The organism is Burkholderia sp. HI2761 (assembly GCF_002223355.1).
GTDB lineage: Bacteria > Pseudomonadota > Gammaproteobacteria > Burkholderiales > Burkholderiaceae > Burkholderia.
On record NZ_NKFN01000002.1, the window covers coordinates 116,503 to 136,949 of the forward strand.

Annotated in this window: 17 protein-coding genes and 1 pseudogene; 11 read left to right on the top strand and 7 right to left on the bottom strand. The window is 69.7% G+C overall.

Translation table 11 applies throughout. From position 1 onward, the window contains the following. Positions 1–10: 10 nt before the first annotated feature. Positions 11–1,441, top strand: coding sequence for an FAD-binding oxidoreductase (locus CFB46_RS04725; protein ID WP_089499387.1), 1,431 nt, complete (start codon positions 11–13; stop codon positions 1,439–1,441). Between the two features lie 45 nt (positions 1,442–1,486). On the opposite strand, the gene CFB46_RS04730 is transcribed toward CFB46_RS04725, so the two are convergent. From CFB46_RS04730 to CFB46_RS36310, 3 genes are all read right to left on the bottom strand, one after another. Then, on the bottom strand, positions 1,487–2,059 hold the full coding sequence (locus CFB46_RS04730; protein WP_089499388.1) for a PadR family transcriptional regulator: 573 nt from the start codon (positions 2,057–2,059) through the stop codon (positions 1,487–1,489). 68 nt (positions 2,060–2,127) lie between these two features. Then, entirely contained in the window at positions 2,128–2,559 is a 432-nt protein-coding gene (gene cadR, locus CFB46_RS04735) for a Cd(II)/Pb(II)-responsive transcriptional regulator (RefSeq protein WP_027783182.1), read from the bottom strand. Between the two features lie 51 nt (positions 2,560–2,610). Then, positions 2,611–3,105, bottom strand: coding sequence for a hypothetical protein (locus CFB46_RS36310; RefSeq protein ID WP_256980639.1), 495 nt, complete (start codon positions 3,103–3,105; stop codon positions 2,611–2,613). A 27-nt stretch (positions 3,106–3,132) separates the two neighbouring features. Between CFB46_RS36310 and CFB46_RS04740 the strand changes: the two genes are divergently transcribed. Both CFB46_RS04740 and CFB46_RS04745 read left to right on the top strand, forming a co-directional pair. Further along, the gene (locus CFB46_RS04740) at positions 3,133–5,241 is read left to right on the top strand and encodes a heavy metal translocating P-type ATPase (RefSeq protein WP_227789665.1); all 2,109 of its coding nucleotides are present in this window, start codon (positions 3,133–3,135) and stop codon (positions 5,239–5,241) included. A 10-nt stretch (positions 5,242–5,251) separates the two neighbouring features. Further along, the gene (locus tag CFB46_RS04745; protein WP_089499390.1) at positions 5,252–5,671 is read left to right on the top strand and encodes a zinc ribbon domain-containing protein; all 420 of its coding nucleotides are present in this window, start codon (positions 5,252–5,254) and stop codon (positions 5,669–5,671) included. A gap of 79 nt (positions 5,672–5,750) precedes the next feature. Here CFB46_RS04745 and CFB46_RS36315 read toward each other — a convergent pair. Next, positions 5,751–6,602 (bottom strand): annotated as a pseudogene (locus CFB46_RS36315) (AraC family transcriptional regulator). A 275-nt stretch (positions 6,603–6,877) separates the two neighbouring features. Here CFB46_RS36315 and CFB46_RS04760 point away from each other — a divergent pair. The 4 genes from CFB46_RS04760 to eutC all read left to right on the top strand — a co-directional run bounded on the left by CFB46_RS04760 (position 6,878) and on the right by eutC (position 12,238). Beyond that, positions 6,878–8,341, top strand: coding sequence for a mechanosensitive ion channel (locus CFB46_RS04760; protein ID WP_027783185.1), 1,464 nt, complete (start codon positions 6,878–6,880; stop codon positions 8,339–8,341). A 186-nt stretch (positions 8,342–8,527) separates the two neighbouring features. Beyond that, a complete protein-coding gene (gene eat, locus CFB46_RS04765) occupies positions 8,528–9,940 on the top strand; it encodes an ethanolamine permease (protein ID WP_089499393.1) in 1,413 nt (470 codons plus the stop codon). 106 nt (positions 9,941–10,046) lie between these two features. Next, positions 10,047–11,444 carry an ethanolamine ammonia-lyase subunit EutB gene (locus tag CFB46_RS04770; RefSeq protein WP_089499394.1) on the top strand — a complete coding sequence of 466 codons (1,398 nt, stop codon included), beginning with the start codon at positions 10,047–10,049 and terminating at the stop codon, positions 11,442–11,444. After that, entirely contained in the window at positions 11,441–12,238 is a 798-nt protein-coding gene (gene eutC, locus CFB46_RS04775) for an ethanolamine ammonia-lyase subunit EutC (protein WP_059503203.1), read from the top strand. Before CFB46_RS04770 ends, eutC begins: the two co-directional genes overlap by 4 nt. Here eutC and CFB46_RS04780 read toward each other — a convergent pair. After that, the gene (locus tag CFB46_RS04780) at positions 12,231–13,115 is read right to left on the bottom strand and encodes a LysR family transcriptional regulator (protein ID WP_089499459.1); all 885 of its coding nucleotides are present in this window, start codon (positions 13,113–13,115) and stop codon (positions 12,231–12,233) included. The two genes, eutC and CFB46_RS04780, sit on opposite strands and share 8 nt — an antisense overlap. A 157-nt stretch (positions 13,116–13,272) precedes the next feature. On the opposite strand from CFB46_RS04780, the gene CFB46_RS04785 reads away from it, so the two are divergent. Continuing rightward, on the top strand, positions 13,273–14,886 hold the full coding sequence (locus tag CFB46_RS04785; protein ID WP_089499395.1) for an MFS transporter: 1,614 nt from the start codon (positions 13,273–13,275) through the stop codon (positions 14,884–14,886). Between the two features lie 118 nt (positions 14,887–15,004). Here CFB46_RS04785 and CFB46_RS04790 read toward each other — a convergent pair whose 3' ends face one another. Then, positions 15,005–15,433, bottom strand: a complete 429-nt coding sequence (locus CFB46_RS04790) for a pyridoxamine 5'-phosphate oxidase family protein (protein ID WP_027783191.1) — start codon at positions 15,431–15,433, stop codon at positions 15,005–15,007. Between the two features lie 320 nt (positions 15,434–15,753). On the opposite strand from CFB46_RS04790, the gene exaC reads away from it, so the two are divergent. From exaC to CFB46_RS04805, 3 genes are all read left to right on the top strand, one after another. After that, the gene (exaC, locus tag CFB46_RS04795) at positions 15,754–17,280 is read left to right on the top strand and encodes an acetaldehyde dehydrogenase ExaC (protein ID WP_027783192.1); all 1,527 of its coding nucleotides are present in this window, start codon (positions 15,754–15,756) and stop codon (positions 17,278–17,280) included. A gap of 175 nt (positions 17,281–17,455) precedes the next feature. After that, a complete protein-coding gene (locus tag CFB46_RS04800) occupies positions 17,456–18,004 on the top strand; it encodes a hypothetical protein (protein ID WP_089499460.1) in 549 nt (182 codons plus the stop codon). Between the two features lie 253 nt (positions 18,005–18,257). Beyond that, complete coding sequence (locus tag CFB46_RS04805) at positions 18,258–19,274, top strand: helix-turn-helix domain-containing protein (protein WP_027783194.1); 1,017 nt, start codon at positions 18,258–18,260, stop codon at positions 19,272–19,274. Positions 19,275–19,361: 87 nt separating this feature from the next. Here the strand turns inward: CFB46_RS04805 and CFB46_RS04810 are convergent, their stop codons facing one another. After that, positions 19,362–20,444: a glycosyltransferase family 9 protein gene (locus CFB46_RS04810; RefSeq protein ID WP_373558180.1), complete on the bottom strand. Its 1,083-nt coding sequence runs from the start codon at positions 20,442–20,444 to the stop codon at positions 19,362–19,364. Between the last annotated feature and the right edge of the window lie 3 nt (positions 20,445–20,447).

Here is a 20,447-nt window from a genome sequence, read left to right on the forward strand (position 1 = left end):
GCCGCGCACGATGCCGACCCCGAACCCGACCGCCGCGGGCAGTGCACCGGACGGCATGCCGCTGCCGGACGATGCGCTCGGTGCCGTGCTCGCCGCCGAACTGGGCGACGCGCTGGTCACGCGTGCGGCCGATATCGACCCGCGTTACTTCACCGCGTACAACGAGCCGGCCGGCGTGCGGCCGCGTGCGCTGGTGCGCCCGCGCAGTGTCGACGACGTGTCGCGCACGCTCGCGGCATGCATGCGGCTCGGCCAGCCGGTCGTGCCGCAAGGCGGGCTGACGGGGCTCGCGCGCGGCGCGGTCGCGCTGGGCGGCGAGGCCGTGCTGTCGATGGAGCGCTTCGCGGGCATCGAAGCGCTCGACGCGGCGGCCGGCACGATCACCGTGCGCGCGGGCACGCCGCTGCAGACGGTGCAGGACGCCGCTGAAGCGGCGGGCTTCACGTTCGGCGTCGATCTCGGCGCGCGCGGCTCGTGCCAGATCGGCGGCATGCTCGCGACCAATGCGGGCGGCACGCGCGCGATCCGCTACGGGATGATGCGCGAGCAGGTGCTCGGGCTCGAGGTCGTGCTCGCGGACGGCACGGTCGTGTCGTCGATGAACCGGATGCTGAAGAACAACGCCGGCTACGACCTGAAGCAACTGTTCATCGGTAGCGAAGGAACGCTCGGCGTCGTCACGCGCGCGGTGCTGCGGCTGCATCCGTTGCTCGCGGCGCCGGCCACGGCGCTCTGCCGCGTGCGCGACTACGATGCGGTGGTCGGGCTGTGGAACCGCATGCGCGCGCTGTCGGAGGTCGTCAGTTTCGAGGCGATGTGGCCGGCGTTCTACGACTACGTCGCGCGCCATACGCCGGGCGTAACCGCGCCGTTCGAGGGCGACGGCGGTTTCGCGGTGTTGATCGAATGTGCGACGAGCGCGCCGGGCGGCGATGCGCACCATGCGCTCGAAACGGGGCTGGCCGCGGGGTTCGATGCAGCGCTCATCGACGATGCGGTACTCGCGAGCTCCGAGCGGCAGGCGCGCGATCTGTGGACGCTGCGCGAGGGGCTTGCGATCGATGCGCTGCCCCATCTCGTCAACTTCGACGTGAGTCTGCCGACGGGCGAACTCGGCATGTTCGCCGAGCGCTGCGAGGCGGCGTTGCGGGCGCGCTGGCCGGCGCTCACGTGCCTGTTCTTCGGCCATGTCGGCGACGGCAACGTGCATATCGGCGTGTCGCTGGCCGGGATGACCGACGCGGACGCCGATGCGCTCGATCGCTGCGTGTATGCGGTGGTGCGCGACATGGGCGGCTCGGTGTCGGCCGAGCACGGGATCGGCGTGCTCAAGCGTCCTTATCTCGCGCACACGCGCAGCGACGCGGAAATCGGGCTGATGCGGCGCCTGAAGGCCGCGCTGGACCCGCGCGGAATCCTGAATCCCGGCAAGGTGCTTTGACGAGGGCGATTCCCGTTGCCGGCGGGAATCGGCCTTCGTGACGCGTCAGCCGTCCACCCAGCGCAGCGCGCCGATCTTCAGGTGTTCGACCACACTGCGCGCCCAGTCGAGCTCCGCATTGAGCAGCACGAGCGCATGCTCGTTTTGCAGCAGGAACAGGCGCGGCACCTGATCGGCCTGCGCGGTGGCGCGCAGCGCTTCCAGCCGCTCGCGCTCGGCGTCGAGCCGTGTGATTCGCAGTTCGAGCTGATGGCGCGCATCTTCCGCATCGAGCAGGGGCAGGAACGCGAGGCCGGCGCCGAACGCCGGGAATTCATTCGCGGGCTCCGCGAGCAGCGTATGCAACCACGCCTGCCCCGCCGTGTGCCCGGCTTCGGTCAGCGCATACAGCGTGCGCTCCGGAAACGCGCCGTCGCGCTCGGTGTCGTGTACGGCGATCAGCCCGTCGCGCAGCAGCCGGTCGATCGTCTGGTACAGGCTCGTACGCTGCCGTACGTTGACGACTTCGTCGTATCCGCGCGCCTTCAGTTGCTGCAGCATCCCGTACGGATGCATCGGCGTTTCGGTGAGCGTCGCGAGGACGGCCAGCGCGAGTGGGGACGGGCGGCTCATAGACATGAATAGTTAAAGTATACCTAGTAACGATATAACTATTCTCAGGCAGACTATCTTGTTTGACAAGGGTTTCAGCCGAGGTGCGAGCGCTTCGCGGCCGGCGCGACGGTTTCCATCGTCGCGAGGCCGTGCACGATTCCGCAATCCTCGACCGAATGCTCGCCGACGCACCGGCGGCGCAATTCGGTGAGCTGATCGCGCAGATGCGTCAATTCCGCGAGGCGTGCATCGACGTGTCCGATGTGATCGTCGAGCAGCGAATTGATCGAATCGCAGCGATCGGCCGGCGTGTCGGTGAGTTGCAGCAGCGCACGGATTTCGTCGTGCGCCATGTCGAGCGCGCGGCAATTGCGGATGAAGCGCAGCCGCTCGACGTGCACGTCGGTGTAGTTGCGGTAATTCGAATCGGTGCGCTCCGCGTCCGGCATCAGACCCTCTTTCTCGTAGAAACGGATCGTCTCGGGGGTGCAGCGGGCCGCTTTGGCCAGTTCGCCAATCTTCATGCCTTTCTCCCGTGTAAGGGTTGACCTTGTAGTGGCTTCAGGGTGTTAACTCTACACCGTCAAGCCACAAAGGAGGTTGTCATGACCGACGCCCAGCGTCCCCACGACCCACGACACCGTCAGGCCGGCGGCGCCGACGCCTGCCGCGCCGATTCGCGCGACACGCAGACGGCGACCGTAGCCGACGCGGCGCCGGCGGCCGGCGAGCGCGCGCACGGCCATGGCCACGATCACGATCACGGGCACGCTCACGCAGCTCACGCAGCTCACGCAGCTCACGGCGATGCGGGTGATGACCACGATCGCGACCATGTTGGCGACGGCAAGCATGTACACGGCGCCACGTGCTCGCACGACCACGCCGCGCATGACCATGCCGGTCACGACCACGACCACGACCACGACCACGACCACGACCACGACCACGACCACGACCACGACCACGACCACGACCACGACCACGACCACGCGGCCGGCGAGTGCTGCGCGCCGGCCTCGCTGACGCTCGCGCCGCTGCCGGTCGCGCAGGCGACCGCGTCGGGCCACGTGCGCTCCGCGTTCCGGATCATGCAGATGGACTGCCCGACCGAGGAAACGCTGATTCGCAAAAAGCTCGGCGGGATGGGCGAAGTGTCGGCGCTCGAATTCAACCTGATGCAGCGGATGCTGACCGTCGAGCACGTGCCCGGCGCGCAGCCGGCGATCGAGGGCGCGATCCGCACGCTCGGAATGACGCCGGAGGCCGCCACGGCCGGCGCCCCGGCGGCGCGCGTCGCCGACGCGCCTGCGAAGCCGTGGTGGCCGCTGGCGCTCGCCGGCGTCGCCGCGCTCGCGTCCGAAGGCGCGACCTGGGCCGGGCTCCCGGTGTGGCTGTCGGCGGCGCTCGCGCTGGCCGCGGTGCTCGCGTGCGGGCTCACCACGTACAAGAAGGGCTGGATCGCGATCCGCAACGGCAACCTGAACATCAACGCGCTGATGAGCATCGCGGTGACGGGCGCGATGGCGATCGGCCAGTGGCCGGAGGCCGCGATGGTGATGGTGCTGTTCACGATCGCCGAGCTGATCGAGGCGAAGTCGCTCGACCGTGCGCGCAATGCGATCCAGGGCTTGATGCAGCTCGCGCCGGACACCGCGACCGTACGGCAGGCCGACGGCGCATGGCGCACGATCGAGGCCGCGCAGGTCGCGCTCGGCGCGGTCGTGCGCGTGAAGCCGGGCGAGCGGATCGGGCTGGACGGCGAAGTCGTCGCGGGCCGCTCGACAGTCAACCAGGCGCCGATCACCGGCGAGAGCCTGCCCGTCGAAAAGACGACCGGGGACGCCGTGTACGCGGGCACGATCAACGAATCGGGTTCGTTCGAATACCGCGTGACGGCCGTCGCGGCCAACTCGACGCTCGCGCGGATCATCCACGCGGTCGAGGAAGCGCAGGGCGCGAAGGCGCCGACGCAGCGCTTCGTCGACCAGTTTGCACGCGTCTACACGCCGATCGTGTTCGCGGTCGCGCTGCTGGTTGCGGTGGCGCCGCCGCTCGTGATGGGCGGCGCGTGGCACGACTGGATCTACCGCGCGCTCGTGCTGCTCGTGATCGCGTGCCCGTGCGCGCTGGTGATCTCGACGCCGGTGACGATCGTGTCTGGCCTCGCGGCCGCGGCGCGGCGCGGGATTCTCGTGAAGGGCGGCGTCTATCTGGAAGAAGGGCGCAAGCTCGCGTGGCTCGCGCTCGACAAGACCGGCACGATCACGCACGGCAAGCCGGTGCAGACCGACTTCGACGTCCATGCGGACGGCGCCGATGCGGCGCGCGTGCGCCACCTCGGCGCGAGCCTCGCCGCGCGCTCCGATCACCCGGTGTCGCAGGCGATTGCCGCCGCGGCCCGCGATGCCGGCACGACGGCATTCGCCGATGTGCAGGACTTCGAAGCGATCGTCGGGCGCGGCGTGCGCGGCACGATCGACGGCACGCGCTACTGGCTGGGCAACCACCGGCTCGTCGAGGAGCTCGAGCGCTGCTCGACGGCGCTCGAGGCGAAGCTCGACGCACTGGAGCGGCAGGGCAAGAGCGTCGTCGTGCTGGTCGACGACACGCGCGTGCTCGGCATCTTCGCGGTGGCCGACACGATCAAGGACACGAGCCGCGACGCGATCGCCGATCTGCATGCGCTCGGCATCCGCACCGCGATGCTGACGGGCGACAACCCGCATACCGCTCAGGCGATCGCGCGGCAGGCCGGCATCGACGACGCGCGCGGCAACCAGTTGCCGGAAGACAAGCTCGCGGCGGTCGAGGAACTGTCGGTGGGCGGCGCGGGCGCGGTCGGGATGGTCGGCGACGGGATCAACGATGCACCGGCGCTCGCGCGCGCCGACATCGGCTTCGCGATGGGCGCGATGGGCACCGACACGGCGATCGAGACGGCCGACGTCGCGTTGATGGACGACGACCTGCGCAAGATCCCGGCGTTCGTGCGGCTGTCGCGCGCGACGCACCGCGTGCTGGTGCAGAACATCGGCTTCGCGCTCGGCGTGAAGGTCGTGTTCCTCGGCCTGACGGTCGCGGGGCTCGGCACGATGTGGATGGCGGTCTTCGCCGACGCGGGCGCGAGCCTGCTCGTCGTGGCCAACGGCTTGCGGCTGCTGTCGTCCTCCGGGGCGTTCGGCGGCGCGCAGGCCAAGCGTTGAGGAGCGGGCGATGAGCTTTCTGAAACGGATGCTCGGTGGCCATGGCGGTGGCCATGGCAGCGGGCACGGCAACGGGCACGGAAACAGCGGAAACGGTGGTCCCGGCAGCCACGGCGGCCCCGGCAGCGGCAACGGCCATCACGGCGGTCCGCGCCAGGGCGGGCATGGCGGCCACGATGCGCGTGGCCGCGATCGCCACGGCTGGGGCTGGCAGGCGCCGGCCGATGCCGGTGGCGGGCGAGGCGGCCACGGCGGCAACGTGCCGCTGAGCCAGCTCGCGTGCGCGGGCTGCGGCGCGCTCAACGCGGCCGACGCGCGCTTCTGCGCGCAGTGCGGCGCGGCGCAACGCGGCAAGGCTTGCAGCCGCTGCCATGCGGCGCTGGCGGCCGACGCGCGGTTCTGTCCCGGCTGCGGGACGCCAGCTGCTTAGATCTGCGTGCGTTCGCGCCGGCCGCGCATGAGCATTGGCCGGCACGTTGCGTTCGACGGCCGGCGCGGCGGCCCGTCGCTCAACGCAGCGGCAGGTGAATTTCGGTGCGCAGGTCGGCCGGCGCCGTGTCCATCGGCGTATTGAGGTACAGCTCGAACGGCGGCGCGTCGGCGGCTTCGCGGCCCGAGTGACGCAGCCAGTCGCCGTAGAGCCACTGATAGGCCGACTTCAGGTCCGCATACGGCCCCGTATGCAGGAGCACCGCGTATTCGCCGCCTGCGATCGTCGCACGCTCCACCGGCGGCTCGGGTGCGACGTCCGGCGCGCCGTCGGCCGGCATGAAGCACGCTTTCGCGCGCAACTGCGCTTCGGGCGTCGTGTCCGGATCGTCGTAGAAAATCCCGATCATCTTCGCGCCCGGGCCGATCAGCCCGTGCTGCCCGACCCACGCGCCGATCCGCCCGAACGCGTCGCCGGCCTTCATGTACGCGCCGGTGTGCGCGACCGCGTAGCCGCGCTGTTCCGGCAGGCGCCGGATCTCGACCTCATGCTTGAACATGTCTGCCTCTCCTCTCTGTAACGGATAAATCGGCCGGTGGGTGCCGCTGCGCCGGTGCTGCGCGGGCAGCACGCCGTACGCGTCGCGAAACGCCCGCGCGCCGCGCGATCTCGTCGAGCGGCCGCGCGGTGCAGACCAGATCCTCGGATGCCCGCACCATCCGCATCCGCCGCACCATCAGCACGATCGATTCGCCGTACATCGCGCGGTAGATGCGCTGCCAGTGATACGGCGACAGGCACGCGATTTCGGCGAGCCGGTTCAGGTCGAGCGGGCCGTCGAGATGCGCGCCGATGTACGCATGGACACGCGCCACGCTCGCCGCGTAGCGGACCCATGCAGGCGGATCGGTTTTCGTTTCGGCTGCGGCATCGACGTGTCGTGGCTGGAACCCGACGCCACGGTAGCACGGCCCGAATGGACAAATCTTGCGGAAAAGCGTAGCGGTCCCAAATCCGCCCCTTTTTATTTCACCGAAATAGGGTCTTGTCCCGCTGCGATCTAGAACTAAAGTTAAAGACGGTGAAATCGGGTGATCCCGTCATTTTTCTCGGGTAAGTTGCTCGGACGGAGCACCACGCTTTTCGAAGTACGCAGGTCGTTCGTCGATGTTCAATCGCACCACCACGTTTTCGGGAGAAGAAGAAATGGATGCTTCCAGCTTCATCACGTCGCTGCAGACCACGCTAGGCGGATACCTGCCCAAGATCGCCGGCGCGATCGGCATCCTGGTAGTCGGCTGGCTGATCGCCGTGGTGGTGCGGGCCGGCGCGCTGCGCCTGCTCAACGCACTGAAGGTCGATCAGCGGATCAACGAAAGCACCGGCCAGGGCGCGTGCGTCGAACGCATCATCGCCGGCGGCCTGTTCTGGCTCGTGCTGCTCGTCACCGCGGTGGGCATCTTCAACGTGCTCAACCTGTACGCGGTCTCCAATCCGTTCTCGCTGCTCGTCACGCACATCGTCAACTACCTGCCGAACCTGATCGGCGGCGCGGCGCTGACGCTGATCGCGTGGCTGATCGCGTCGCTGCTGCGCAGCCTCGCGAACCGCGCGCTGAAAGCCAGCAAGGTCGACGCCACGCTGTCCGAAAGCGCCGGCATGCAGCCGATGAGCGGCTATCTCGGCGACGTCCTGTTCTGGCTGGTGATCCTAATGTTCCTGCCGGCGATCCTCGGGTCGTTCGCGCTGTCGGGCCTGCTGTCGCCGGTGCAGGGAATGGTCGACAAGCTGCTCGCGATCGTGCCGAACATCTTCGCGGCCGCGGTGATTGGCTTCGTCGGCTGGATCGTCGCGCGCGTGCTGCGCGGCCTCGTGACGAACCTGCTGGTCGCCGCCGGCGCCGACCGCCTCACGCAAGGGATCGACAGCCCGACGCCCGTACGCGTGTCGAGCCTGGTCGGCACGATCGTCTACGTGTTCGTGTTCGTGCCGACGCTGATTTCCGCGCTCGACGCGCTGAAGATCGACGCGATCTCGATCCCCGCGACCAACATGCTGAATCAGTTCCTCGGCGCGGTGCCGGACATCGTCGCGGCGATCGTGATCGTGCTCGTCACCTTCTATTTCGCGCGCTTCGTCGCGTCGCTCGCGCAGAAACTGCTGGAAGCCGCCGGCGTCGACGGGCTGCCGGCCCTGCTCGGCGTCGAGCGCGTGTTCTCGGGCATCCTGCAGCCGTCGGTGCTGGTCGCGCGGCTGATCGTGTTCTTCGCGATGCTGTTCGCGTCGGTCGAGGCCGCGAACCGGCTCGGCTTCTCGCAGGTGCGCGACGTCGTCACGCTGTTCATCGAATTCGGCGGCCACGTGCTGATGGGCGGCGTGATCCTCGTGATCGGCGTGTGGCTCGCGGGCCTTGCGCGCCGCGTGATCGAGCAGGCCGACCGCGAGCACAGCGTGCTGTTCGCGCGCATCGCGCAATTCGCGATCCTCGGCCTCGTGTTCGCGATGGGGCTGCGCGCGATGGGCATCGCGAACGAAATCGTCCAGCTCGCGTTCGGCCTCGTGCTCGGCGCGATCGCGGTGGCGGTCGCGCTGTCGTTCGGCCTCGGCGGCCGCGAGGCGGCCGGCAAGCTGCTCGACCGCTGGTTCAACCAGCGCGGCGGCGGCCAGTAAGCACGGCCGATCCGGCCGCATCGCGCGGCCGGATCGGCGTGGCAACGCGCGCGGCCGGCGTTTTCGCAAGCGAAACGTCAGCCGCGATCTTTGCCGAATTTCGATAACACGTCGTTTAATGACTCTCTAGCATCGATTCTCAGTCGCGCGGGTCCGCAGGCCCGGCGCCTTTGAGGAGAGAGTCCGATGAAAGCAGAGTCGAATGGCCGGCCCGCCGCCGGCGCCAAGTCGTCCGGTCAGCCCGCGTTGCAGCAGACGCTCGGGACCTGGCAACTGTGGGGCATCGCGGTCGGCCTCGTGATTTCCGGCGAATACTTCGGCTGGAGCTACGGCTGGGCGAGCGCCGGCACGCTGGGCTTCGTGATCACCGCGCTGTTCGTCGCGGCGATGTACACCACCTTCATCTTCAGTTTCACCGAGCTGACGACGTCGATCCCGCACGCGGGCGGCCCGTTCGCGTATGCGCGCCGCGCGTTCGGCCCCACCGGCGGCTATCTGGCGGGCGCCGCGACGCTGGTCGAGTTCGTGTTCGCGCCGCCCGCGATCGCGCTCGCGATCGGCGCGTACCTGCACGTGCAGTTTCCGGGGCTCGAACCGAAACACGCGGCAATGGGCGCGTATCTCGTGTTCATGGCGCTGAACATCGTCGGCGTGCAGATCGCGGCGACCTTCGAGCTCGTCGTGACCCTGCTCGCGATCTTCGAGCTGCTGGTGTTCATGGGCGTGGTGTCGCCGGGCTTCGCGTGGAGCAATTTCACGAAGGGCGGCTGGTCGGGCGCCGATCACTTCAGCGTGGGCGCGTTCCACGGGATGTTCGCGGCGATTCCGTTCGCGATCTGGTTCTTCCTCGCGATCGAAGGCGTCGCGATGGCCGCCGAGGAAGCGAAGAACCCGAAACGCTCGATTCCGATCGCGTACGTGGCCGGGATCCTGACCCTCGTGGCGCTCGCGATCGGCGTGATGGTGTTCGCCGGCGGCGCGGGCGACTGGACCAAGCTCGCGAACATCAACGACCCGCTGCCGCAGGCGATGAAGTACATCGTCGGCGCGAACAGCGGCTGGATGCACATGCTCGTGTGGCTCGGGCTGTTCGGGCTGGTCGCGTCGTTCCACGGGATCATCCTCGGCTATTCGCGCCAGATCTTCGCGCTGGCCCGCGAAGGCTACCTGCCGGAATGGCTCGGGAAGGTGCATCCGCGCTTCAAGACCCCGCATCGCGCGATCCTCGCGGGCGGCGTGGTCGGCATCGCGGCGATCTACAGCGACGAGCTGATCCAGTTCGGCGGGCAGACGCTCACCGCGAACATCGTGACGATGTCGGTATTCGGTGCGATCGTGATGTATATCGTCAGCATGGCGTCGCTGTTCAAGCTGCGCCGCTCGCACCCGAACATGGCGCGGCCGTTCCGCGCGCCGCTGTACCCGATCTTCCCGGCATTCGCGATTCTTGCGGCGCTGGTCTGCCTCGGCACGATGGTGTATTTCAACGGGCTGGTGGCGATGGTGTTCGTCGCGTTCCTCGCGCTCGGCTACGCGTACTTCCTCGCGACCCGCGCGCAGCGCGCGAGCGCGCCCGGCGACGCGCTGCTGGAGGAGTGAACGGAATGACGACGGTGCAGGCGAACTTGAAAGGCCGTTCCTGACGGCATCCGGCGCGCCCCGTCGAACGGGCGCGCCGTCGGCTTTTGGCAAGGAGATTCGAACGATGTCCTATACGGAGACGATCGGTCCGCGCACGTACCGCTTCGCGGACCTGAAGACGCTGCTCGCGAAGGCGAGCCCACTGCGTTCCGGCGACCAGCTCGCCGGCGTCGCGGCGGCGAGCGAGGAGGAGCGCGTCGCCGCGAAGATCGCGCTGGCGGGCGTGCCGCTGAAGGCGTTCCTGAACGAAGCGGTGATCCCGTATGAACACGACGAGGTCACGCGCCTCATCGTCGACGATCACGACGCGCAGGCGTTCGCGGACATCTCGCACCTCACCGTCGGCGATTTCCGCAACTGGCTGCTGTCGCCCGCGGCCGACGGCGCCGCGCTGGAGCGGATCGCGCCGGGTCTCACGCCCGAGATGGTCGCGGCCGTGTCGAAGCTGATGCGCAACCAGGACCTGATCGCGGCCGCGCGCAAGCGCCGCGTCGTCACGCGCTTTCGCAACACGGTCGGGCTGGCCGGCCGGATGTCGGTGCGGCTGCAGCCGAACCACCCGACCGACGACGTGAAGGGCATCGCCGCATCGATGCTCGACGGGCTGATGTACGGCTGCGGCGACGCGATGATTGGCATCAACCCGGCCACCGACAGCCTCGCGGCGATCGTGAAGCTGCTCGCGATGATCGACGGTTTCCGCGAACGTTACGGCGTGCCGACGCAGTCGTGCGTGCTCACGCACGTGACCAACACGATCGCGGCGATCGAGAAGGGCGCGCCGGTCGATCTCGTGTTCCAGTCGATCGCGGGCACCGAGAAGGCGAACGCGAGCTTCGGGATCTCGCTCGCGCTGCTCGGCGAGGCGCGCGAGGCCGCGCTGTCGCTGAAGCGCGGCACCGTCGGCAACAACCTGATGTACTTCGAGACGGGCCAGGGCAGTGCGCTGTCGGCGAACGCGCATTTCGGCGTCGACCAGCAGACCTGCGAAGTACGCGCGTATGCGGTCGCGCGCAAGTTCGAGCCGTTCCTCGTGAACACGGTGGTCGGCTTCATCGGGCCCGAATACCTGTACGACGGCAAGCAGATCATCCGCGCGGGGCTCGAGGATCACTTCTGCGGCAAGCTGCTCGGCGTGCCGATGGGCTGCGACATCTGCTACACGAACCACGCGGAAGCCGACCAGGACGACATGGACACGCTGCTCACGTTGCTGGGCGCGGCCGGCATCAACTTCATCATGGGGATACCGGGCGCGGACGACGTGATGCTGAACTACCAGAGCACGTCGTTCCACGACCAGCTCTACGTGCGCGAGGTGCTCGGCCTGCGCCGCGCGCCCGAGTTCGAGGAATGGCTGGAGACGATGGAGATCGCCGACGCGCACGGCGCGCTGCGCGCCGCGACGTCGCGTGTGCCGCTGCTGGCGGGCGCGAACGACTGGATGGGGGTGTCCGCATGAGCGATGCCGTCGAGAAGAACCCGTGGGCGCAACTGAAGTCGTTCACGAACGCGCGGATCGCGCTCGGCCGCGCGGGCAACAGCCTGCCGACCGCGCCGCTGCTGGCCTTCAACCTGTCGCATGCGCAGGCGCGCGACGCGGTGCACCAGCCGCTCGACGTGGACGCGCTGCGGCGCGAGATCGAGGCGGCCGGCCTGCTGCCGACGCTCGGCGTGCAGAGCGCCGCGCCGGACCGCGACCATTACCTGCGGCGGCCCGATCTCGGCCGCAAGCTGTCGGACGACAGCCGCGGGCTGCTGGCCGGCTACGGGGCGGCGCTCGACGATGCGCCCGATGTCGTGTTCGTGGTCGGCGACGGGCTGTCGGCGTTCGCCGCCGCGAAGCAGGCGCTGCCGCTGTTGCAGGCCGTGCGGCCGCGGCTCGACGCGGACGGTTGGCGGATCGGCCCGGTGGTGGTCGCGACGCAGGCGCGCGTCGCGCTCGGCGACGAGATCGGCGAGCTGCTGCGCGCGAAGGTGGTCGCGATGCTGATCGGCGAACGACCCGGGCTCAGTTCGCCGGACAGCCTCGGCGTGTACCTGACGTGGGCGCCGAAGGTTGGCTGTCACGACGCGCTGCGCAACTGCATCTCGAACGTGCGGCCCGAGGGGCTGCCGCACGCGGCCGCCGCGCACAAGCTGCATTACCTGATGACGCACGCGCGCCGCCTCGGGCTGACCGGCGTCGGGCTGAAGGACGACAGCGACGCGCTGCCGCCGCCGGCGGAAGCGGAGCGGATCGGCGCAACTACCTGAACAGCCGTTCGCACAGGAAATCGACGAACACGCGCAGCTTCGGCGACAACTGCCGGCTCGACGGCCACACGATCGAGAACTGCCCCGGCGCGATCCGGTAGTCGTCGAGCACGGTGACGAGCGCGCCGTGCTCGAGCGCGTCGCGCGCGAGGAAGTCGGGCATGTAGCCGATGCCGAGCCCCGCGAGCACGGCGCCGCGCAGCGCCTCCATGTTGTTGCAGGTCATCGCGGTGCGCAGTGCGAGCGGCAGGCCGTCGTCGGCCGCGAGCGCCCAGTCCTGCAGCTTGCCGGTGGTGGGGAAGCAGTAGCGCACGCAGTCGTGCGCGTCGAGGTCGCGCGGCGTGCGCGGCGCGCCGGCCCGCGCGAGATACGCGGGCGTCGCGCACAGCACGAACGCGAACGGGCCGAGCCGCCGCGACATCAGGCTCGAATCGGACAGCGGGCCGCTGCGGATCACCGCGTCGAAACCGCCTTCGACGACGTCGACCATTCGATCGTTGAAATCGAGATCGAGCTCGACGTCCGGATAGCGCTGCCGGAATTCGGGCAGCACCGGCAGCAGGAAGCGGTAGCCGATCACCGGCAGGCTCACGCGCAGCTTGCCGCGCGGGCGCTGCGCGGACGCCGTCACGGTCGCCTCCGCCTCGCGGAAATCCTCGAGGATGCGCTGGCAGCGCTCGTAGAAATGCCGCCCCTCTTCGGTGAGCGTCACGCGCCGCGTCGTGCGGTTGAACAGCCGTACGCCGAGCGATTGCTCGAGTTTCGCGATCGTCTTGCCGACCGCCGACGCCGAGATGCCGAGCGCGCGGCCGGCCGCGACGAAGCTCAGCGCTTCGGCGGTGCGGACGAACGCGACGATGCCGGTGAGGTTTTCCATCGAATCGAACGGCGTGCGGCGACGCACGCGGTCACGTGAATTGCGGAATTTTAGTCCGTTATATGCGGAACTTCGCGTGGTTTTTCGCGGATTGAATCGGATTTATCTTCTGTCGCTCTGATGGCGCATCCGCGCCGGCTTTTTTCGAGGAGCGATGATGGATCATCCTGTTTCCGCCGTTTCGACCTTGGCGGTGCGCCGGCGCGCATGGGTGCTGGCCGCCGTCTGCATGGCCGCCGTCGCGCTGCCGCTGTCGTTTTCGGGCGGCGCGGTCGCGACGCCGGCGATCGGCCGCGACCTGCACGGCAGCCCGGTTGCGATGAACTGGATCACCAACGCGTTCATGCTCGCGTTCGGCAGCTTCCTGATGGCGTCGGGCGCGCTGGCCGACCAGTTCGGCCGCAAGCGCCTGTTCGCGATCGGCGTCGGCGGCTTCACGCTGATGTCGGTCGCGCTCGCGTTCGCGCCGTCGATGCTCGCGGTCGATCTGCTGCGCGCCGCGCAAGGGCTCGCGGCGGCCGCGGCACTGGCCGGCGGCACGGCCGCGCTTGCGCAGGAATTCGACGGCGCGGCGCGCACGCGTGCCTTCAGCCTGCTCGGCACGACGTTCGGGATCGGGCTCGCGTTCGGGCCCGTGCTCGCGGGCGGCCTGATCGGGCATTACGGCTGGCGCGCGATCTTCGTGACGAGCGCGGTGGCCGGTGTGCTGTCGCTCGCGTTCGGGCTGCCGCGCATGCACGAGTCGCGCGATCCGCACGCGACGGGGCTCGACTGGCCCGGCACGGCCGCGTTCACGGCCGCGTTGACGCTGTTCACGTTCGGCGTGATCGAGGCGCCCGCGCGCGGCTGGTCGAGCCCGCTCGTGATCGCGCTGCTGGCCGGCGCGGCGCTCGGCGCGTGCGCGTTCGTGACGATCGAGACGCGCGTCGCGCGGCCGATGCTCGACCTGTCGCTGTTCCGCATCGCGCGCTTCGTCGGCGTGCAGGTGCTGCCGGTGTCGACCTGCTGCTGCTACATCGTCCTGCTCGTCGTGCTGCCGCTGCGCTTCATCGGCATCGACGGCTTCAGCGAGATCGACGCCGGCTGGCTGATGCTCGCGATCTCCGCGCCGATGCTGGTCGTGCCGTTCGGCGCGGCGACACTCGCGCGCCGGCTGTCGGCCGGCGTGATTTCGGGGCTCGGGCTGCTGGTCGCGGCAGCCGGGCTCGTGTGGCTCGGCATCGCGCTGCGCGGCGGCGCGGGGCCGGCGGCGATCGCGCCGATGCTCGCGATCGGCGTCGGCGCCGGCATGCCGTGGGGGTTGATGGACGGGCTGTCGGTGAGCGTCGTGCCGAAAGAGCGCGCGGGGATGGCGACGGGCATTTTCAGCACGACGCGCGTGGCCGGCGAGGGGATCGCGCTGGCGATCGTCGGCGCGGTGCTGGCCGCGCTCGCGCAAACGGGGCTGGCGCACGCGGCAGCGGCTGCCGGCACGCCGGACGCGACGCTGCGGGCCGCCGCGCGGCTTGCGACCGGCGATCTCGCGGGCGCGGCTGCCGCGTTGCCGGGCGTCGGTCGCGCGGTGTTGATCGCGAGCTACACGCACGCATTCGACCGGCTGCTGACCGGACTGGCCGTCGTCACGGTGCTGTGCGCGGTGGTGGTGTTCGGGTTTCTCGGCGGGCGGCCGGCCGCCGACGAAACGGGCGACGACGCGGACGGCCACGCGCACGCCGATGCGTCGGCGCGCGGCCGGGTCGAACCGGCCTGTGCGCAGACGCACGGGCGGTGAGCATTGCGCCGTGGCGCATCGGTGCTTCGGCATTTCGGTATTTCGGTATTTCGGTATTTCGGTCAACCCGGCCGCCGTGCCCGCATGGTCCGTCGATAGACGCGTCGCCCGCCGCGCGTCACGCCAGCACCAGCGGCGGCAGGGCCGCATCCGTGCGCGCCTGCGCGCATTCCACATCGATCACCAGACAGCGCAACGCATCCGGCCACAGGCGCGCGCGCCCTTGCGCATCCTCGTCGAGCGTCGCGCGGCCCTGCACGAGCCAGGTCGTCTGACGCACGAAATCGACGAACAGCAGCGCGATGGCCGGATTCACGAGCAGGTTGCCGATCGTGTTGAGCAGGTTGTTGCCCGCGAAATCGGGCAGCACCAGCGTGCGGCGGTCCGGGATATCGACGAGCGGCGCGAACGAGCCGTCCGCGTGCGGCTGGCGGCCGCGGTACGAACAGTCGGCGTTGCCGGCCGCGTCGGCGGTCGCGACGATCAGGAAAGCCTGCTCGCGGATGAACGCGATGGCGTCGTCGGTCAGCGGGCCGCGATCGTTCATGGTGTCGGTCGGCGTGTGCGCCGTGCGTGTGGATCCGCGATTCGCACGCAAGCGACATGCCACGCGGCGTGGCGCCCGTGCGCGGGCAACGCACCGCCGCGCACTGTGAAAATTCCGAACACCGGCCACAGCGCTGCGCAACCGCGGTGTTCAGAATCGGTACACCCGCCGTGTTGCGTGCGTGAACACCGCACGGTGCGACCACGCGCCGGCCGCGATCGACGTGCGCCCGTTCCGTTTGGCACGCATGTTGCGTAAACGGGACCAGCGCATTCCAACCGGCGCTGTACTCACACAAGCACGATGAACAGGAGACATGTATGAACCCGTTTGACCTGAAACAACTGGGCCTCGACGTCGAATACCCGTACCGTCAGCAATACGACAACTACATCGGCGGCAAGTGGGTGGCGCCCGTGAAGGGCGAGTATTTCGAGAACGTGTCGCCGATCAACGGCCAGCCGTTCTGCCGCGTGCCGCGCTCCGGCGCCGACGACATCGAGCTGGCGCTCGACGCCGCGCATGCGGCGCGTCGCAAGTGGGGCAAGACCTCGGTCGCCGAGCGCGCGAACCTGTTGCTCGCCGCCGCCGACCGGATGGAAAAGAACCTGAAACTGCTGGCCGTGGCCGAGACGATCGACAACGGCAAGCCGCTGCGCGAGACGATGGCGGCCGACCTGCCGCTCGCGATCGACCACTTCCGCTACTTCGCGGGCTGCATCCGCGCGCAGGAAGGCGGCATCTCCGAAATCGACGACAACACCGTCGCGTACCACTTCCACGAGCCGCTCGGCGTGGTCGGCCAGATCATCCCGTGGAACTTCCCGCTGCTGATGGCCGCGTGGAAGCTCGCGCCGGCGCTCGCGGCCGGCTGCTGCGTGGTGATGAAGCCGGCCGAGCAGACGCCCGCGTCGGTGCTCGTGCTGATGGAACTGATCGGCGACCTGTTCCCGGCCGGCACGATCAACATCGTGAACGGCTTCGGCAAGGAAGCGGGCGAAGCGCTCGCGACCAGCAAGCGGATCGCGAAGATCGCATTCACGGGCTCGACCCCGGTCGGCAAGCACATCCTGCGCGCGGCGGCCGAGAGCCTGATCCCGTCGACGGTCGAACTGGGCGGCAAGAGCCCGAACATCTTCTTCGCCGACGTGCTCGACCAGGACGACGCGTTCCTCGACAAGGCGCTCGAAGGGCTCGCGATGTTCGCGCTGAACCAGGGCGAAGTGTGCACGTGCCCGTCGCGGATCCTGATCCAGGAATCGATCTACGAACGCTTCATCGAGAAGGCCGTCGCGCGCGTCGAGCGCATCAAGTCCGGCCACCCGCTCGACCTGCAGACGATGATCGGCGCGCAGGCGTCGCAGCAGCAGCTCGACAAGATCCTGTCGTACATCGACATCGGCCGCGGCGAAGGCGCGCAATGCCTGACGGGCGGCGAGCGCGCGGCGCCGACCGCCGAGCTGGGCACGGGCTACTACGTGAAGCCGACGATGCTGCTCGGCAACAACAAGATGCGCGTGTTCCAGGAGGAGATCTTCGGGCCGGTCGCGTCGGTGATGACGTTCAAGGACGAGCAGGAAGCGATCGAACTCGCGAACGACACGTTCTACGGGCTCGGCGCGGGCGTGTGGACCCGCAACGGCACGCGTGCGTACCGGATGGGCCGCGAGGTCGAGGCTGGCCGCGTGTGGACCAACTGCTACCACCTGTACCCCGCGCATGCGGCGTTCGGCGGCTACAAGCAGTCGGGGATCGGCCGCGAGACGCACAAGATGGCGCTGTCGAACTATCAGCAGACGAAGTGCCTGCTGGTCAGCTACCAGGCCGAGGCGCTCGGGTTCTTCTGATCGCCGCAGCCGGGGCGACGTGCCGGGGCCGGTTGGGCCCGGCACGTCGTTCGGTTCGATTTCCCTGTTCGACAGTCGGCGCCGGCTGCGTTTCCGGCGGCCGGCGCAGGCAACGCTGCCGGCCGTCGCGCATGCGCGACGGCACGGCGCGCCGATACGTGTGACGACTCCCGGCATGGCAGAACCGCCCCGATCCTTTCCGCGTCACCCGGTATTCCATCCGGGCGAACTCGACGCGCAACACCGCTTCGGCGTCGCCGACGAGGCCGAGCGGATGAGCGACGCCGTGACCACGCGGCTGAGCGTCGGCGTACGGCAGTTCGTCGAATCGCAACCGTTCATGTTCGTCGGCACGGCGTCCGGCGCGGGTGCGTCGATGACCTGCGACATCGTGCTGAGCCGGCGCGACGCGAACGGCGATCGGTTGCCGGTGGTGCGCGTGATCGATACGAAGACGCTGCGGTTCGCGTTGCCCGCCGCGCATGACGGCGACGGCGGCCGGATCGACGCGGCCGCCTGCGACGGCAGCGGTGTCGGATTGCTGTTCGTCGATTTCGTGCGCGGCCTGCGCTACCGGATCAACGGGCGCGCCACGCTGCGCGCCGATTTGCCGGAAGCGGACGCTGCGCCGTGGGCGGCGGGCAGCGCGATCGTCGAACTGGCGATCGCGCAGGCATACGGCAATTGCGGCACACGGGTCGTGCGGCTGAAGCCGGCTTGGTAGCCGGCGTCCGGGCGTCGGCGTCCGGGCATCGGCATCCGGGCGCGGGCGCGGGCATCCGGGCGCCGGCGGCGGCGGGTATGCGCGGTCGCCGCGCGGATCGCACCGGCGGCGTGCGCGACATGCCGCCTTCGGGTGCGCCCCCATGGCGCGCATCGGCCGGACAGCGTGGAATGGCGGGCGGCTCGCCGGGCCGTGCGGTTCGGCACGGGACTTGCGTGATACGCAGGGTTCCGCGCAGGTGAGGGAGGACACGATGGATCAACACGTGGCGTGTACGGAAGAACCGACCGCCGAAGACACGCGTCGCAGCGCGCAGGGCGACGACGCGTTCGCCGGGCAGGCCGTCGTCAGCGTCGCGCACGATGCGGACGAGCAGGCGCGCAACCTGATCGGCTGGCGGCAGACCTACGACCAGCTCGCGGCCGGCCGCTTCGTCGGCACGCTCACCGAGCTGCCGCTCGACACGATGAAGCTGTTTCGCGAATCGACCAGCCACTTGCTGCGCCAGGCCTGCGAAGTGCGCGGCGACGCGTACTGGTTCGGCATCCCGCTCGTGTGCGACGGCTCGGCGCGCGTCGATGCGTGCCGCATCGGCCCCGGCGCGCTCGCGTTCCGGCCCGGCAACGTCGAATTCGAACTCGTGACGCCCGCGCAGTTCTCGATCTACGGCGTCGTCGTGCGCGGCGACGTGCTGCGCCGCTATGCGGAGGAAGTCGAGCGTCGCGCGCTCGACGAGCGGCTGTTCACGCAGCGCGTGATGCAGGTCGGCGACGCGCGGCTCGCGCGCCTGTGCGCGCTGCTCGGCCGCCGGCTCGACGGTGCGGTGGCGATGGCCGGCCCGCTGCCCGATGCGCAGCGCGACGACCTGCAGGCCGAAGTGCTGGCCGCGCTGTTCGATGCGTGCGCGCAGCCGGCCGACGACGGCAGCGGCAGTGCGCCGTCGACGCGCCGCTGGCTCGTCGATCAGGCACGCGACTACGTGCTCGCGCACCGCACGCGGCCGGTCGGCGTGCCGGAGCTGTGCGAGCAGTTGCACGTGAGCCGGCGCACGCTGCAGTACTGCTTCCAGGACGTGCTCGGGATGGCGCCCGCGACCTACTTGCGCACGCTGCGGCTGAACGGCGCGCGGCGCGACCTGTGCGGCCGCGCGGCCGGCTCGGTGCAGGACGTCGCGGAGGCGTGGGGCTTCTGGCATCTCAGCCAGTTCGCGACCGATTACCGGCGCCTGTTCGGCAAGCGGCCGTCGGAGACGCTGCGCGATCGCGCGTGAGGCGCTCGGCACGGCGCCCGTGGCGGGGCGCGCGCCGGGCGCGTGCTGCCGGTTCGATCGTTCCGCTCGCCGCCGCGTCGGCTCCGCTCAGATGGCTATCGCTGCCGCGTCGCGCGGTGCGGGCCACGCCAGCGCGTCCCAGTCGATTGCGCGATAAGCGGCTTCGACCGCCGCCAGATCGTCGGGCCGTTCGCTGCGATGCAGCCCGTGCAATTCGGCCGGCACGTCGAGCGTCACCGGCACGCAATGCGGATAGTCGCGCACGCGCAATGCCGGCCCGATCGTCGTGAAGCACGCGAGCGTCGGCACGTCGAAACCGTCGGCGAGATGCAGGGCTGCCGTGTCCGGCGCGAACAGCAGGCTCGCGCCCTTGATCCAGGCGATGAAGCGTGCGGTGTCGGTCGCATCGTGGCTCACGTCCACGTAGGCAGGATGCGCGAGCGGGCCGAAGCCGACCACCGGCAGCCCGTAACGCTGCGCGAGCCGTTCCACGAACGCGACGCACAGCGCGGGCGGCACGCTGCGCACCGCCGTGCTCGCATTCGGGCAGAACAGCACGTACGGCCGCTGCCACGCGGTCGGCAGCGCGGGCAGCGGCAGCCGCGCGAGCCAGCGGTTGCGTTTCGCGGCGGCCGGCACGGCGGCCGGATCGACGCCGAGCGCGTCGAGGAAGAAATCGATCATGGGCAGCCGCGCGAATGCGGGCCAGTACAGGTGATTGCCGACGTCGATGCAGTGCGCGTCGGCGGGCAGCGCTTCGGCGGTGTATGGCAGTGCGCGTGACGGCGCGACGACGTCGGCCGCGAGCGCGTACAACGCATCGACATAGCGCGGCGCGCGCGCCGGCCGGTAGAGCGTGAAGCGCAGGTCCGCATGTGCCGCGCGCAGCCCGGCGAGGGCCGTCAGCCCGATCACCGAATCGCCGAGCGCGACGCCCATCCCGTTGATCACGTGCACGTGCCGCGCCTCGCCGTAATCGAGCCGGAACGGCCGGTGTGCGGCGTGCAGCAGGCCGAGCGCCGGCGCGGCTGGCACGTAGCCTTCGGCGCGCGCGTCGCCATGCTCGAGGTCGTACGGCGCGACGAGCATGCCGTCGGGCGCGAGCAGCGTGCCGGGGCAGGCCAGCGCGTCGTCGTGCGACAGCGCGGCGACGGGCTGAGAGGTATGCATGTC

What these genes read in the sequence shown, in the direction of transcription:
- CFB46_RS04725 (WP_089499387.1), top strand. Translation starts at nt 11, where the DNA reads ATGCCGACCCCGAACCCGACCGCCGCGGGCAGTGCACCGGACGGCATG.
- eutC (WP_059503203.1), top strand. Translation starts at nt 11,441, where the DNA reads ATGAGCGATGCCGTCGAGAAGAACCCGTGGGCGCAACTGAAGTCGTTC.
- CFB46_RS04790 (WP_027783191.1), bottom strand. Translation starts at nt 15,433, where the DNA reads ATGAACGATCGCGGCCCGCTGACCGACGACGCCATCGCGTTCATCCGC.
- CFB46_RS04785 (WP_089499395.1), top strand. Translation starts at nt 13,273, where the DNA reads ATGGATCATCCTGTTTCCGCCGTTTCGACCTTGGCGGTGCGCCGGCGC.
- CFB46_RS04800 (WP_089499460.1), top strand. Translation starts at nt 17,456, where the DNA reads ATGGCAGAACCGCCCCGATCCTTTCCGCGTCACCCGGTATTCCATCCG.
- CFB46_RS04770 (WP_089499394.1), top strand. Translation starts at nt 10,047, where the DNA reads ATGTCCTATACGGAGACGATCGGTCCGCGCACGTACCGCTTCGCGGAC.
- CFB46_RS04805 (WP_027783194.1), top strand. Translation starts at nt 18,258, where the DNA reads ATGGATCAACACGTGGCGTGTACGGAAGAACCGACCGCCGAAGACACG.
- exaC (WP_027783192.1), top strand. Translation starts at nt 15,754, where the DNA reads ATGAACCCGTTTGACCTGAAACAACTGGGCCTCGACGTCGAATACCCG.
- CFB46_RS04810 (WP_373558180.1), bottom strand. Translation starts at nt 20,444, where the DNA reads ATGCATACCTCTCAGCCCGTCGCCGCGCTGTCGCACGACGACGCGCTG.
- CFB46_RS04760 (WP_027783185.1), top strand. Translation starts at nt 6,878, where the DNA reads ATGGATGCTTCCAGCTTCATCACGTCGCTGCAGACCACGCTAGGCGGA.
- cadR (WP_027783182.1), bottom strand. Translation starts at nt 2,559, where the DNA reads ATGAAGATTGGCGAACTGGCCAAAGCGGCCCGCTGCACCCCCGAGACG.
- eat (WP_089499393.1), top strand. Translation starts at nt 8,528, where the DNA reads ATGAAAGCAGAGTCGAATGGCCGGCCCGCCGCCGGCGCCAAGTCGTCC.
- CFB46_RS04730 (WP_089499388.1), bottom strand. Translation starts at nt 2,059, where the DNA reads ATGTCTATGAGCCGCCCGTCCCCACTCGCGCTGGCCGTCCTCGCGACG.
- CFB46_RS04745 (WP_089499390.1), top strand. Translation starts at nt 5,252, where the DNA reads ATGAGCTTTCTGAAACGGATGCTCGGTGGCCATGGCGGTGGCCATGGC.
- CFB46_RS04780 (WP_089499459.1), bottom strand. Translation starts at nt 13,115, where the DNA reads ATGGAAAACCTCACCGGCATCGTCGCGTTCGTCCGCACCGCCGAAGCG.
- CFB46_RS04740 (WP_227789665.1), top strand. Translation starts at nt 3,133, where the DNA reads ATGGACTGCCCGACCGAGGAAACGCTGATTCGCAAAAAGCTCGGCGGG.